Here is a 13,793-nt window from a genome sequence, read left to right on the forward strand (position 1 = left end):
ACGGGTGGCGAGACGCGCATGGTCACCGGTGGGCTGACCGAGACGGTCAATGGCGGCGTGATGCTGACGGTGAATGGAGGCAGCATCCGACTCCTGAACGGTGCGGATCTGCGCATCACCCGCAGTGGGCGCATCGAGAGGGTTCATGCAATGGACCTCAAGCAGGTGAACGGGGCCGACTGCACCTCGGTCACCGGCCCCAAGGTCGTGGTGGCGCCGATCATCCTCTATCACACGACGCAGCACGTCGACACCACGAGCACCTACACGCTCAACGCGACGGTCAGCATCACCAGATCGCCCCACAGCATCCTCAACGTCGCCGATGAGACGTGGCTCAAATGCAATGTCCTGCGTTGGTCCAATCAGCACGTACGGGCGATCGTTCTGGCGACCGATTTCTATGGGCTCAAGCTGCAGGCCTGCGGGCTCAACACGCAAATCAACGGCTGGTTCACCAACAGGGCGACGAATTTTCTGCTCGATGCGCCGGTCAAGTTCGAGACCTCGGCGCGCAGTTCGAAGAAGGAGGGATTGAACGTCGGCTTCTGCAAGCTGCACCTGTCGTGTGTCTACCTGACGAAGAAAAAATGATCCCGCTGCATCGCGGCCGGCCTTACACAACCACCCATCAGGAGTTCTCGAGCCCATGGACCGCATCGTGAAGACCCACTCTCCACTGGGCGAAGACCAACTGCTGCTGCGCTCGATGCAAGGTTTCGAGAGCCTTTCGCAACCCTACGAGTTCGAGCTCGAGTTGCTCAGCACGGACGTGGCGATCGATCCCAAGACCCTTCTCGGAAAGTCGGTGTCGCTGGAGATCAAGACCGCCGTCGGCGGCCCGCGTTTCCTCGATGGTCAGGTGGTGCGTTTCTCGAAGGTGGGCCGGGAAGGCGGGAGCTCGCGCCACACGGTCTACCGCGCCGTACTGCGGCCCTGGCTCTGGTATCTCTCGTTCTCGAGCGGCAGCAGGATCTTCCAGGGCAAGTCGGTGGTCGACATCCTCGAAGAAGTGTTCGGCGCCTACGGCTTCGCGTTCGAGAAGAAGCTCAGCGGCAGCTACCGGCAGTGGGTGTACTGCGCGCAATACAACGAGAGCGACCTCGACTTCGTGAGCCGGCTGATGGAGCTGGAGGGCATCTATTACTGGTTCAAGCACGAGAAAGGCCGCCATACCCTGGTGCTGGCCGACGACGCGGGTGCGCACGAGCCGATGCCGGGCTACGAGACCATCGACTACTTCGCAGCCGACCGCGGCATCGACGAGGACATGGAGGTCATCGACGACTGGCAGGTGACCGAGGAAATCCGCACGGGCAGCTATGCGGTGGACGACTTCAACTTCACCATGCCGAAGGGTGACCTCGGCAGCACGCGCAGCCTGCCGCGCGCGCACGACAACGCCAGCCACGACATGTACGAGTGGCTCGGGGACTACGTCGACGCTGGTCAAGCCGAGCACTATGCGCGCGTGCGGCTCGAAGAGGCGCAGTCGCTGGCCTCGCGCAGCACCGGCCACGCCAGCGTGCGCGGCATGGCGCCGGGCGCCAAATTCACCATGCGCAACGCACCGCGCACGGACGACAACCGCGAGCACCTGATCGTCTCGGTGGCCTACGCGTTGCGCGAGGGCGGCTACACAACAGGCGGCGCACCGGGCATGTACAGCTTCGATTTCGTCGCGCAGCCCGCGGACAGCCCCTATCGCGCACCACGGCAAACGCCGTTGCCGCACACGAGCGGGCCGCAGACCGCGACCGTGGTGGGCCCCGAGGGCGAGGAGATCTGGACCGATGAATTCGGGCGCGTGAAGCTTCAGTTTCACTGGGACCGCGAGGGCCGGCGCAACGAGAACAGTTCAGCCTGGGTGCGCGTTTCGCAGGCCTGGGCGGGCGATGGCTACGGCACCGTGCACGTGCCGCGTATCGGCCAGGAGGTCGTGGTCGACTTCATCGCGGGCCGCGTCGATCGGCCCATCATCGTCGGCCGTGTCTACAACGCCGACCAGATGCCGCCGTTCGACCTGCCGGGCGAGGCCACCCGGAGCGGCATCGTGTCGCGCTCGACCAAGGGCGGCTCGCCCGCGAATGCGAACGCCATCGCGTTCGAGGACAAGATGGGCGCCGAGCAGATCCTGCTGCATGCCGAGCGCAACCTCGACGTGGAGGTGGAGGGCGACGAGACGCACACGACCGGGAAGACGCGCACCACGCTGATCAAGGGCCACGAGTCGGCCACCTACGAGGCGGGCGAGGAGCGGCACATCACGGGCGGCGCGGTGGAGACCATCGACGGCGGCGAGGAGCGAACCGTGACGGGCGGGGCGACCGAAATGGTGGCGGGCGGCGAGGAACGCACGATCACGGGTGGTGCCACCGAGACCATCACGGGCGGCGAGACGCGCACGGTCACCGGCGGCATCACCGAGACCATCAATGGCGAAGTGGTGGTGACGATCAACGGCAGTGTGCTGCGCCTGGTCAGCGGAGCGGACATCCGCATCACCGGCGCGGCCCGGGTGGAGGTGGTGAACGCGGTGGACATGACATTGGTCCAGGGAAGCAAGATCACCACCGTGACCGGACCGAAAGTGATCTTCGCGCCGACCATTTTTCATCTGTCCGGCAGTGACCATACGATCAATGTGCCAGGCACACTCAAGATCAATGTGACCGGCGTCGATATCGAGAATACGCCGGTCAAGACCGTCAACTCGTTGGATACGAAGTGGTGGCTCCATGCGGTCAAGGAAGGCATCGGCCACCAGGCCCTGTTCGTGGCGGCATCGGCCGACTCCTACACGGCCAAGATCCAGCTCGCGGTGCGCAACACGCTGCTGCAGAGGGGGGCATTCGTGAACATCTCGGCCGTCAACTGGGTGCAGGCAGTGAACAGGCAGGAACTCGGCCACTACCATTTCTGGCTTGATCCGATATTGATCGTTGCTGGAGCGGCGCAATTCGTAAAGAGCGCGCTCGACGTCGAGAAGTGAAGCCATCGCAACAAGGGAGTCGCAGCGGATGCAGATCATGAGATGGCTGGAAATAGCGGTCGCCGTCGTCGGTGTCGCGGTCCTGTTGGTGTCCACGCTCGGCAGCTCCCGCGTCTTTCGCGCCGGCAGCGCGACCAAGGCGGTGCATGTCCGGGAGGAGGAGGAGTGGGAGGCGCTGCGGCACGACGGCGCGCGCGCGGTCGCCGAGATCCTGGCGCTGGCGCGGCCCGGCTTCCGTCTGGTGACCTGGCGCGGAGACTCACCGAACATGGCGGCCGCGGAGATGCTGATCGCGTTCACGGATTCGGACGGCGAGAACCACCGCGTGACCCTGCGAACCTTCATCGACCAGGAACTGCTGGCCAACTTCTCGGGCGGCCGTCCGCTGCCGATCGTCTATGCCAAGAACCCGACGTTGCGCGTCGCGGTGGACCGCGATCGCGTGCAACTCGAGATTCGCTCCACGATCGACGCATGAAAATCATCAAGCCCTTGCGTCTGGGCATGCTGACCCGGCCCTTTGCCAACGACGGACGCCACTGGCTGGCCGTGACCGCCATCGCGATGGCAGATCGCCTCGACGGCGACGCCCGACTCGTCTCGGAGCAGGCGTGCTGGAAGATCTTCGGCGAGGAGGTCGGCACCGACGGCGCGTTCGACCTGGGCATGCCCAAGCTGCATCCGGAATTCCTCGTCACAGGCGCGGCCTATACCCGTCGGGAGCAGGACAAGACGCAATGCGCGGTCCGGGCGCGCGTCGGCGAGCGGCAGAAGGACCTGCTGGTCTTCGGCGACCGCTTCTGGATCGATGGCCGGCCGAGTGCACCGCAGCCCTTCGAGTCGATGCGCATCGACTGGGACCATGCCTTTGGCGGTCCGGGATTGGCCGAGAACCCGTGCGGCATCGGGCATGCGCAGGAGCAGGTGGGTGGCGTCCAGGTGCAGCGCCTTCCGAACGTCGAGGATCCGCGCGCCCGCGTGCAGCGCCCCGACCAGACCGTGCAGCCAGCGGGGTTCGGGCCCGTAGAGGCCACGCGGCCCTCGCGTGCGGACCGGCTGGGCCGCCAGTACGACGCGCATTGGCAGAACGAGCTCTACCCCGGCTTCGCGCAGGACATGGACTGGGCCTTCTTCAATGTCGCGCCGCCGGACCAATGGTTCGGGCGTGACGACGGCGAACTCGCGGGCAAGGAGTTCGAGCTCTGGAACCTGCATCCCGACCGCACGGTGCTGCACGGGCGGGTGCCCGACTGGCGCGCGCGTGCCATCGTCGTGCGCGGCCCGATCAACAGCGTGAAGCTCGACGAAGGCACCCTGCACGACGTGCCGATGCGCCTGACCACCGCCTGGTTCTTTCCGCATCTGGAGCGCATGGGCCTGATCTATCACGGCTTCGTGGAGGTCGAACAGGACGACGCGGCAGACGTCACGCACGCCATGATCGCCATGGAGGAGGCGGCCATGCCGCCTCAGGGACTCGATGCCTGGCGCGACGTGCTGGTGCTGCGCTGCGAGTCGGAAGACCGCGCGCTCTACGGCATGCGCGATGACCTGTTGTTGCCCGATCCGATCATCGGCCCGTGGCCTGAGCTCGACGCGGAGCTCGAGGAATCTCCGATGCGGCGCAATGTGCAGGCGCGCGCCGACTATGAGCGCGAGCGCATGAAGGTGTCGTTCAGGTCCTCGGGCCTCGGCCCGGCCGCGCAGGAGGAGCCGCCCGCCGTCGACCTGATGGAGAAGGCGCCCACGCTGCGCGAACTGCCGGCCTACATGGCCCAGCGCAAGGCGCTCATCGAGGAGCACCGCCAGAAGATCGAGGCGGCGCGCCAGGAGCTCGACGAGGCCGCAAAGGCCAATGCCGAGCATTCGCGCAAGGCGGGCTTCGACACGTCGACCCTGATGCAACAGGTCGAATCGTCGTCGCAGAAGGGACCTCCGAATGTGGACAGGTGGTCCCGCATCGAAAGCATCGTCGCCCAATCCGACGGCAGCGGCTTCTCGCCGACGCCCGAGCAGATCGCGCAGTTGCGCGAGGTTCACGACGATGCCGCACGCCAGTTGCTCGAGAACTACCGCCGCACGGCACAACACCAGGATGCGGCGGACCCGATGTCCGAAGCGCGGTCGGCCGAGACGCGCATGGAAGTCGAGCGTCGGATGGCCGGCACGCGAGACCTGTCCGACATGGACCTCACGGGCGCGGATCTCACGGGGATGGACCTGCGCGGCGCATGCTGGCACCGCGCGATGCTGGAGTGCGCCGATCTCAGCGGCAGCAAGCTCGATGGCGGCGACTTGTCGGATGCGCTGCTCGCGCGCGCGCGCCTGGTCGGCACTTCAATGCAGCAAGTGAACCTCAAGGACGCGAACCTGTCCCTGGTGCGGTGCGAGAACGCGGATTTCACCGGTGCGCGCTTCGAGTCCACCCAACTCGAAGGCATGGCCGCGCACGGCTGCAGATTCGCCGACGCATTTTTCGACCTCCATGAGGCCGCGGGCGTGGTGTGGGAGAACTGCGGCTTCGAGCGTGCGCAACTGCGGAACTTGAGCTTCACCGAGGGCACCCGGCTGAAAGGATTGGATTTCGAAGGCGCCAGATTCCACAAGGTGGCCTGGATCGAATGCCAGGCCGGCGGGCTGCGCTTCCGTGGGGCCACGCTCGACACCTGCGACTGGACCGACACCGACTGCACCGAGGCCATGGACTTCTCCGATGCGCGCCTCGTCGCGACCTGTTTCGTGGGATCGAGCGACCTGCACAAGGCCGACTTCCAGGGCGCTACGCTGGTCGAATGCAACCTGCAGTCGATCCGCCTCGACGAGGCCGACTTCCGCGATGCGAGGCTCGACAACACCGACTTCACCGATGCGTCGATGCGTGGCGCCCGGCTCGACGGCGCGAACGCCGACGGTTCCGAATTCGTGCGCACCGATCTCACCGCTGCGTCGCTGGTCGACGTGAGCCTGATCGAGGCCGACTTCAGCAAGGCCATCCTCGTTGCCACTGATTTCCACCGCGCCAACCTGTTCCAGGCCGACCTGTCCCAGTGCCTGATCGACGACACCACGCGCTTCGACGAGGCCTACACGGTCAACGTGGTCACGGTGCCGCGGCGCAAGGCGCAAGAGGGCGCGCGATGACGCCGAAGGAGGTGCAGACCATGGTCAAGCGCGGGCAGGAAATCGTCGACCAGAACCTGGCTGGCATGGATTTCCGCGGCCTCGACCTGTCAGGCGGCATGTTCATCGAGAGCGACTTCACTGGCGCGGACCTGTCGGGCGCGAACCTCAAGGGCAGCGCCTTCGCGACCTGCGGACTGAGCCGTGCCACGCTCGAGCGCGCCGTGCTGGACCGCTGCAACTTCCATCGCGTGAACGCATCCGGCGCCGCGATGGCCGGCGCCACCATGAATGGCACGAGCTTCTACGACACGCAGCTCGCCGACGCGCGCTTCGACGGTGTCGAGGGCGATGTGATCGGCATTTCCAATTGCGACCTGGCGGGGACTTCGCTGCGCGACATCAAGTCCGAAATGCTGGTGTTCTATGGGGCGCGGCTCGACCGGACGGATTTTTCCGGATCGCTGCTCGACGGCGCCACCTTCTATCAGGCCGACCTGCGCACCGCGGTGTTCGCGCGCTGCAGCTTCGAACGCTGCATCTTTTCCGAGTGCGATCTGTCGGGGCAGGTGTTTCGCGGGCAGACATTCAATCTCTGCCAGTTTCCCGATGCCAACCTGGCTGGCTGCGACTTCGACGAAGCGACGCTGCGCCAGTGCAACTTCAAGGGAGCGCGGATCGAGGGCGGTTCGTTCCGACGTGCGGCGGCGGCGCACAGCGTGTTCGTGGGGGCCAACCTCGGCGGCGTGTCCTTCAACGGCGGCCACTTCTTCCAGAGCGTCTGGGCCGATGCCCGGCTGCCCGGTGCCGACCTGTCCGGCGCGCACCTGGAACAATGCGTCTTCCACCGTGCGCAATGCGGCGATGCGAGGTTTTCGGAAGCGCGGCTCGCCTACGCCGACTTTTCCTATGCCGATCTGCGCGAAGCCGATTTCCGGGGCGCCACACTGATGCGCACCAAGGTGCACCGCGCGGTGCTCGAAGGCACGCAGTTCTCCGACCGCGGCGGCCTGCTGCTCAAGGAAGATGCGTTGTACGAGGCCGAGGCCTATTCGGCGCGCCGGCCCAGCCACCGCGATCCACCCCGGTCTCGCGGCGAGCCGGACACGAGCGCACAGGCCGCAGAGAAGGGTTCCCAGAGATGACGACATTCCGACGTACAGCTTCCGACCCGACACCCGCAGGCGGCGAACTGCGCTCTGCGGCCGCTGCGCTCAAGCCCGGGGGCGGCGGCGTTGTCAACGCGCTGGGCACAGTGACGGCCATCCTGCCTGGAGGCATCCACAGCGTGGACAGCGACGGGCGCATGCTGCGGTGCCTGCGCGCCGCCAGCTGCCTGCTGCGGCCGGAGATCGGTGACATCGTGCTCGTCAGCGGTCCCGACGCGCAGCGCCTGTACCTGACCGCCGTGGCCGAGCAGGCCGATGCGGGGGTCGCCCACATCGAGGTGGCCGGCGATCTCACAGTGGCTTCGCAGCGCGGTGCGGTCACGCTGCAGGGCGCCACAGACTTGCACCTGAGCGGTCCACGCGCTCTGCGCATGGACACCGCGCACCTGCGCCTCGACGCGCAGGCGGCCGACTGCCAGGTCGGCCGGATGAGCTACCAGGGCGTGGAAGCGCGCGCGACCGTGCTGAACATGCGCATCGTCGGCCGCGTCTACGAGGCCATCGTCGACCGCCTCGTGCACCTGAGCAAGTCGGCCTTTCGCATGACCGAGGGCGTGGACCAGCTGCACGCGGGCCAGATCGACTACCAGGCCAGCGAGATGGCGCGGGTGCATGGAAGAAACACCGTGGTCACGGCCAAGGATCTGATCAAGGCCGATGCCAAGCAGATCCACATGGGCTGAGAAGCCCGTCCAAGCAACGAAACTTTTTTTGAAGGAGAGCCGAGATGTTCTTTGCCGCGCAAGGCCCCAGTCTGGATCTTGGATTCCCGGACGTCTGCAAGACACCGGCCGTTCCCATCCCTCACATCGACATCGGGCTGGGCCTGATGGCGATCCCCAACGTGCCGAACATCTTCTGGTCCTGCATGATGGCGCACAACAAGAAGACCAAGATTCCGCTGACCTTCGGCGACACCGCGGGGATCGGACTCGGTGTCCGCGTGCCCAGCGTCATGGGACAGTCGAAGAAGATCACTGCCTCCAACACCTTCCTGATCAAAGGGTCCCCGGCCACGCGCGTGACGAGCTTTACCAAGCAGAACCGCGGCAACGCGAACGGCATCCTCGCGACGCCGCCCCAGCTCACCAGCGTGAACCTCTGCGCCTGAGTCGCCGGCAATGCGACCTCAGCCGCCCGCCGCCCCCGGCCGCGCCGCCCCCGGCCGCGCCGTCCCGGCCAGCGTCACCTGCTGCGGAAACCCCACCCACACCGCCAGCGCCGAGTAGTTGTCGCGCGACTCGTCGGCCTTGGCCTCGGCCGCGCGGCGTAGCAGCGCGAGCCATTCCTCGGCGCTCGCGGCGAGCTGCAGCGAGCGCTCCATCACCTGCTGCGAGATGAGCTGCCAGAGCCCGTCGGTGCACAGCAGGAACGCATCGCCGTCGGCCAGGCGCTGCGGCGTCGAGACCGTGGTCTCGGCCGTGGCCCGCGCGCCGAGCGCGCGGTACAGCAGGTTGGTCTTCACCAGGCGCTCGCCGCCGTTGGTGCCGCTGCCGATCGCGGCCTCGCCCGAACGTTCGGACAGGCTGTGGTCTTCGGTGCGCTGCATCAGCGCGCCGCGACGGAACCAGTAGAGCCGGCTGTCGCCCACGTGCGCCCAGCAGGCCTGGCCGCTCGCGCGATCGACGAACAGCGAGACGATGGTGGCGCTCATGCGGTTCTGGTCGGCCAGCTCGCGCTGCTTCGCGAGGATGGCGTCGTTGGCCCGCTTCACGGCATGCTGGATGTCCTCCTGCGCGACCGAAGGATGGTCGACGAAGGTGTCGAGTGCGGTGTCGACCGCGATGCGCGCGGCCAGTTCGCCGCCCGCGTTGCCGCCGACGCCGTCGCTCACGACGAAGCAGGCGCTGTGGTCGTCGAGGTGGTAGCCGATGGCGTCCTGGTTGCCGCTGCGCTCGCCCACGCAGGAGAACTGCGAAGTCGAGATCGGAATCGACGACACGGTGCGTGTGGCTTCAAGCACGGCGGGCCTCCTTCAAGCGTTCCATCTCCTTGTCGTAGGCCTGCTGGAAGGCCCGGCCGAAGACGGCCTGGAAGTCGTCTTCCACCGCTGCCGTGGTCTCGGCATGCAGCTTCTGCAGCTGGCGCCACAGGCGCGCCTCGCGTCCGCCGGGCAGCAGCTTCTCGCCGAGCCCGCCGTCGTGCGGCGTTTCGCTCGCGAGCGCGCCGGGATCGAAGCGCTGGAGCACGGTGAGCAGCGCGGCGCGCATGCCGGCCACCATGCCGAGCTGGTGCGACTGCAGGTCGCCGAGCGCATCGTGCACGGCGGCCTCGGGCGGCAGGAAGCCCGGCATGCGCGCGCCGAACATCTGCATCAGCACGGCGCGGCCGTTGGGCAGGATCTTGAACGGGTTGTTCTCCTCGTCGACGATCATCGTGATCTCGGCGCGCACCTCGCGCTTGAGCATGGCGCGCGACGACAGCAGCTCGATGGTGCCGTCGGTGAAGGCGCGCATCAGCCGGCCGAGCCGGCGCATGGCCTCGGCATCGAACTGCTGCTGGCCCGCGACGTCGGGCACGCCGGCGCCTTCGAGGAAGGCGCGGAAGAGGTCGTCGTTGGAAGCCGAAGAAGACGATGCGGGATTGGTCGGCGGCGGGCTGGCCAGCGGTGCGGGTGGAGGTTCGGGGATCGGCGCAGGCGCGGGCGCCGCTACGGGTACGGGTACGGGTACGGGTACGGGTACGGGTGCCGGTGCGACGGGGGCCGGCGCGGCGATCGCAACGGGCGCAGGTGCCGGCGCTTCAACCTCGACGTCGACGGCCTTGTCGGGTTGCGCAGGCGCGGGCTTCGCGGGCTCGAACGCCACGGGATCGGGCGGCCTGAACTGCGCGGTCACTTCGCGCGCATGGTCCGAATGGCTCGCGTAGGCCGCGGGCGCTGGCGGTCGGGCCAGCAGGTCGATCGCGGGATGCACGTCGCTGAGCGGATCGTCGTGCGTGAGCGCGGTCGGGCGCGGATCGGACAGCGGCGAGGGCGCACTGCTGTCGCCCGCAAAGAACGACAGCGGGTCCATGCCGCGCTTGAGCGCCACGTCGGAGATGCCACCGGCCGCATGCGGGTTCAGCTCGGCCAGCGGATCGGCCGGGTTCCTGCGCGCCTGCGAGGGCAGCTCGAAGGGCTCGTGCGCCATCGGGTCGGGGATCGGCTCGGGGTCCGTGCTCGGCGCGCGGCGCGGGGCGTTGGCAAGGATCGCGTCCCAGTCGGCGGCGGTGGGTACCTGCGCTGCCGCTGGTGCAGGGCGGGCGATCGGTGCCGATGCCGATGCCGAAGATGGCGGTGGCGGTGGCGGTGGCGGTGACACCACTGCGGGTGCAGGCGCCGGCACCGGCGCAGCGCTCACCGGCTGCGCATCGCCGATCGGCAGCGCGCCTGCGCCGAAGAGGTCCGAGAACACATCGGAGACCGGCGTCGAAGGCAACAGCGCATCGATGGGCGCGGGCGCCACAGTCGGCGGTATCTGCATGTCGCGCGCGGGTGCGGCCGCTGCGGGCATCGGCATCGCTGGCGCATCGACGGCAGCGGCCGCGGCGCGTGTCCCGCTCGCCGCCTCGAGCACATAGCTGCCGATGGTCACGCGGTCGCCATCGGCGACCGGCGACTCCTGCTCGTGCTCCAGCGTGCGCCCGTTCACGGCGATCGGCAGCACTGCGCTCATGTTGCGCAGCACGGCGGTGCCGGTATCGTCGAAGCGCACGGTGGCCTGCAGGCGCGAGATCTGCCGCTGCGCGTCGGGCAGCACCAGGTGGTTGTCGGGGCTGCGGCCGATGGTGCCGCCCGGCATTGCAAGCAATGCCGAAGGTCCCGAGGCCACCGGCTTGCCGGCATGTTCGATCACGGTCCAACGCATGGCGTCTCCATGTTCATGTCGAGCTGATGCTGCTGCTCGTTCGCTCAGCGCTTCATTCGCTTCGCGGCCTCGAAGGCGGGGCCCCAGACCGGATGCTTGCGCTCGGCCACGTTGAGATCGAAGTTGGGAAAGGTGTCGAGCAGCTTGCGGAACTGTGCGCGGCATTCGGGCACCTGGTTGGCCACGCAGTAGCTGAAGGCCTCGAGCTTCATCGCGTCGAGCCGGGTGCCGGGTTCCGCCGCGTCGAACACCGACACGCCGCCACTCTTGAGCGTGGTGATGGCCTTGGCGTAGTCGCCTTCGTCATACGCCTGCTGTGCGCGTTCGAGCGTGGTGCGTGCCACCTGCTGGCTCAGCCGCTCGGGTTGTTGCGGATCGGGTGGCGGCGTGGTGGTGCAACCGGCGACGAGGGACAACACGGTGAATGCCAGGGCGGCCAGACATGACTTCAATCTTTTCTCCTAACTTGCGGAAGGCAATGCGCGAGAGAGTGTGCCGCTGTCATGCGACAGGCGTGCGATGCCGGACGATGCGAAGCGATACGAAGTGGTGCGTACGCACAACTTCGATAATATAGATCGCGAACCCAGAGGAAGATCACATATGCAACGACGAATCCTTCTTCAAGGCGCATTGGTCACCACGCCACTGCTCGGTGGCCTCGCTGGATGTGCATCGACCGCAAAGTCGCTGCCCACGCCCTATGCCGTCAGCGTGCGCATCGACGAGGGCGTCAATCCCGACGGCCGCGGCCAGCCCGCACCGATCCTCGTGAAAGTCTTCGAACTGAAATCTTCCGGTAACTTCGAAGCGGCAGACTACTTTGCACTGCAGGACCGCGACCGCGAGACGCTGTCGACGGAACTCGTGAACGCCGACCAGGCGATCATGCGCAGCGGCGAGCAACGCACCTTCAAGCGCGAGGCAGGACTCGACTCGCGTGCGATCGGCATCATCGCGGGCTACCGCAGGCTGGAGTCCGCACGCTGGCGCATCGTGCTGCCGCTCAAGGAGCCGAAGCAAACCAATCTCTACAAGGTCTGGCAGTTTTCGCCGAGCGAGCAGGTGGTGCGCATCGCCGTGCGAAAAACAGGCATCGAGTTACTACCAAGTCGTTAATCCTGCTGGTGAAGTAACCCAAAAGTGCGAAGAATTCGTGCGCGAAATGCAGTGAAAAATGTAAGAAGCGCCGTGTAGCATCCGAGAACAAAACAGTATCGAGCGGGATGCCCTTAACCCGGCCATTCCGCCTCAGTGTGGGCACTCCCAGGAGGTTCTTTGGTGACAGTTCGCAACCCGGGCACTGCAAGACAAGGCGCTCACCCGCAGGCGTTGGCAAATCGCGTCGTTTGGTCCGAAGGCATGTACCTGAGGCCGCAGCACTTCCAGCAGCTGGAGCGCTACGTCGAGCAGTACGTCACGCGCCGCTCCGCGGGACTGCAAGGCGCCTACTGGGGATGGCTGCAGCTCGAGATCGACCGCGACGCGTATGCGCTCGGCCGCATCTCGCTGCTCGGCGGCGCGGGCGTGCTGCCCGACGGCACGCCGTTCGCGTTCGGCGCCGAGGACGCGCCGCCGCCCTATGAAGTACCCACCGACCTGACCGACGAACTGATCGTGCTGGCATTGCCGCTGCGACGGACGGGCAGCGAAGAGGTCATCTTCGCGGAGGACGAGGGCTCGGCCGCGCGCTTCGGCGTGATCGAGCGCGAGGTGACCGACGCCAACGCGGTCGCACTCGGCCCCGCGGTGCTGCAGCTCGCGCGGCCGCGCCTGCGCCTGGCCCGTGCCTCGTCGCTCACGGCCGAATGGCAGGCCATCGGCGCGGTGCGCGTGATCGAGCGCCGCACCGACCACAAGCTCGTGGTCGATGCCAACTACATACCGCCGGTGCTCGATGCCTCCACGCACCCGATGCTGCGCAGCATGATCGCCGAGCTGCACGGCCTGCTCACGCAGCGCTCCGAGGCGCTGGCCTCGCGGCTGTCGCAGCCGGGCCGCGGCGGCGTCAGCGAGGTGTCCGACTTCCTGCTGCTCGAACTGGTCAATCGCTATCTCGCGCTCACCTGGCATGCGCAGCAGGCCGTGCAGGTGCATCCCGAGCAGCTGTTCGTCGACTGGCTCAAGCTCGCCTGCCATCTGGCCACGCACACCTCGCCGACGCGGCGCCCGGTGGTGTGGCCGGTGTACGACCACGACAACCTCAACGAAAGCATCCGCCCGCTGATCGAGGAGCTGCGGCGTTCGCTCTCGGCGGTGCTCGAGCAGAGCGCCATCGCGATCGAGCTCGAGGAGCGCAGCCACGGCGTGCGCGTAGGCCGCATGCCCGATCCGGTGCTGGTGCGCAATGCGGGCTTCGTGCTCGCGGTGCATGCCGACCTGCCGGCCGAGGCGGTGCAGCAGCGCTTTCCGACGCAGGTCAAGATCGGCTCGGTCGAGCGCATCCGCGACCTGGTGCAGCTGCAGCTGCCCGGCGTGACCGTGCGGCCGCTGCCGGTGGCGCCGCGCCAGATTCCGTACCACGCGGGCTACCACTACTTCGAACTCGACAAGAGCGGCGACATGTGGCGCCAGCTCGAGAAATCGGGCGGCGTGGCAATGCACCTGGCCGGCGACTTCCCCGGGCTGGCCATGGAGTTCTGGGCCATCCGTCCGTGAAGGACC

General features: G+C 67.1%; 11 protein-coding genes and 1 pseudogene. 9 read left to right on the plus strand and 3 right to left on the minus strand.

Annotated features, from left to right (window positions below; all coding sequences use genetic code 11):
* The 7 genes and pseudogenes from AC3A6R_RS18725 to AC3A6R_RS18755 all read left to right on the plus strand — a co-directional run.
* Positions 1–594: pseudogene (locus AC3A6R_RS18725) on the plus strand (type VI secretion system tip protein VgrG); the annotation flags it as partial.
* A 55-nt stretch (positions 595–649) separates the two neighbouring features.
* Complete coding sequence (locus AC3A6R_RS18730; protein WP_487865201.1) at positions 650–2,992, plus strand: type VI secretion system Vgr family protein; 2,343 nt, start codon at positions 650–652, stop codon at positions 2,990–2,992.
* Positions 2,993–3,020: 28 nt separating this feature from the next.
* Positions 3,021–3,470: a hypothetical protein gene (locus AC3A6R_RS18735; RefSeq protein WP_487865202.1), complete on the plus strand. Its 450-nt coding sequence runs from the start codon at positions 3,021–3,023 to the stop codon at positions 3,468–3,470.
* Positions 3,467–6,133, plus strand: coding sequence for a DUF2169 family type VI secretion system accessory protein (locus AC3A6R_RS18740; protein ID WP_487865203.1), 2,667 nt, complete (start codon positions 3,467–3,469; stop codon positions 6,131–6,133). The genes AC3A6R_RS18735 and AC3A6R_RS18740 overlap by 4 nt, the downstream gene beginning before the upstream one ends.
* Positions 6,130–7,257 (plus strand): pentapeptide repeat-containing protein, encoded by a 1,128-nt coding sequence (locus AC3A6R_RS18745; RefSeq protein ID WP_487865204.1) that lies wholly within the window; start codon positions 6,130–6,132, stop codon positions 7,255–7,257. The genes AC3A6R_RS18740 and AC3A6R_RS18745 overlap by 4 nt, the downstream gene beginning before the upstream one ends.
* The gene (locus tag AC3A6R_RS18750) at positions 7,254–7,964 is read left to right on the plus strand and encodes a DUF3540 domain-containing protein (RefSeq protein ID WP_487865205.1); all 711 of its coding nucleotides are present in this window, start codon (positions 7,254–7,256) and stop codon (positions 7,962–7,964) included. Before AC3A6R_RS18745 ends, AC3A6R_RS18750 begins: the two co-directional genes overlap by 4 nt.
* 44 nt (positions 7,965–8,008) lie before the next feature.
* A complete protein-coding gene (locus tag AC3A6R_RS18755) occupies positions 8,009–8,392 on the plus strand; it encodes a DUF4150 domain-containing protein (RefSeq protein ID WP_487861104.1) in 384 nt (127 codons plus the stop codon).
* An 18-nt stretch (positions 8,393–8,410) separates the two neighbouring features.
* Here the strand turns inward: AC3A6R_RS18755 and AC3A6R_RS18760 are convergent, their stop codons facing one another.
* From AC3A6R_RS18760 to AC3A6R_RS18770, 3 genes are read right to left on the minus strand one after another with little or no spacing between them, the layout of a single operon-like run.
* Positions 8,411–9,244 carry a PP2C family protein-serine/threonine phosphatase gene (locus tag AC3A6R_RS18760; protein WP_487865206.1) on the minus strand — a complete coding sequence of 278 codons (834 nt, stop codon included), beginning with the start codon at positions 9,242–9,244 and terminating at the stop codon, positions 8,411–8,413.
* On the minus strand, positions 9,237–11,129 hold the full coding sequence (gene tagH / locus AC3A6R_RS18765; RefSeq protein WP_487865207.1) for a type VI secretion system-associated FHA domain protein TagH: 1,893 nt from the start codon (positions 11,127–11,129) through the stop codon (positions 9,237–9,239). Before tagH ends, AC3A6R_RS18760 begins: the two co-directional genes overlap by 8 nt.
* Positions 11,130–11,173: 44 nt before the next feature.
* Positions 11,174–11,548 (minus strand): TssQ family T6SS-associated lipoprotein, encoded by a 375-nt coding sequence (locus tag AC3A6R_RS18770; RefSeq protein WP_487865208.1) that lies wholly within the window; start codon positions 11,546–11,548, stop codon positions 11,174–11,176.
* Between the two features lie 184 nt (positions 11,549–11,732).
* Between AC3A6R_RS18770 and tssJ the strand changes: the two genes are divergently transcribed.
* Positions 11,733–12,248: a type VI secretion system lipoprotein TssJ gene (gene tssJ / locus AC3A6R_RS18775; protein WP_487861108.1), complete on the plus strand. Its 516-nt coding sequence runs from the start codon at positions 11,733–11,735 to the stop codon at positions 12,246–12,248.
* Between the two features lie 243 nt (positions 12,249–12,491).
* Complete coding sequence (tssK, locus tag AC3A6R_RS18780; protein ID WP_487861383.1) at positions 12,492–13,787, plus strand: type VI secretion system baseplate subunit TssK; 1,296 nt, start codon at positions 12,492–12,494, stop codon at positions 13,785–13,787.
* The last annotated feature ends 6 nt before the right edge of the window (positions 13,788–13,793 follow it).

Source organism: Variovorax sp. Soil_C_19 (genome assembly GCF_057657255.1).

Excerpts from the sequence above, each read along its gene's own strand:
- AC3A6R_RS18730 (WP_487865201.1), top strand. The coding sequence starts at position 650 with ATGGACCGCATCGTGAAGACCCACTCTCCACTGGGCGAAGACCAACTG.
- AC3A6R_RS18735 (WP_487865202.1), top strand. The coding sequence starts at position 3,021 with ATGCAGATCATGAGATGGCTGGAAATAGCGGTCGCCGTCGTCGGTGTC.
- AC3A6R_RS18740 (WP_487865203.1), top strand. The coding sequence starts at position 3,467 with ATGAAAATCATCAAGCCCTTGCGTCTGGGCATGCTGACCCGGCCCTTT.
- AC3A6R_RS18745 (WP_487865204.1), top strand. The coding sequence starts at position 6,130 with ATGACGCCGAAGGAGGTGCAGACCATGGTCAAGCGCGGGCAGGAAATC.
- AC3A6R_RS18750 (WP_487865205.1), top strand. The coding sequence starts at position 7,254 with ATGACGACATTCCGACGTACAGCTTCCGACCCGACACCCGCAGGCGGC.
- AC3A6R_RS18755 (WP_487861104.1), top strand. The coding sequence starts at position 8,009 with ATGTTCTTTGCCGCGCAAGGCCCCAGTCTGGATCTTGGATTCCCGGAC.
- tagH (WP_487865207.1), bottom strand. The coding sequence starts at position 11,129 with ATGCGTTGGACCGTGATCGAACATGCCGGCAAGCCGGTGGCCTCGGGA.
- tssJ (WP_487861108.1), top strand. The coding sequence starts at position 11,733 with ATGCAACGACGAATCCTTCTTCAAGGCGCATTGGTCACCACGCCACTG.
- tssK (WP_487861383.1), top strand. The coding sequence starts at position 12,492 with ATGTACCTGAGGCCGCAGCACTTCCAGCAGCTGGAGCGCTACGTCGAG.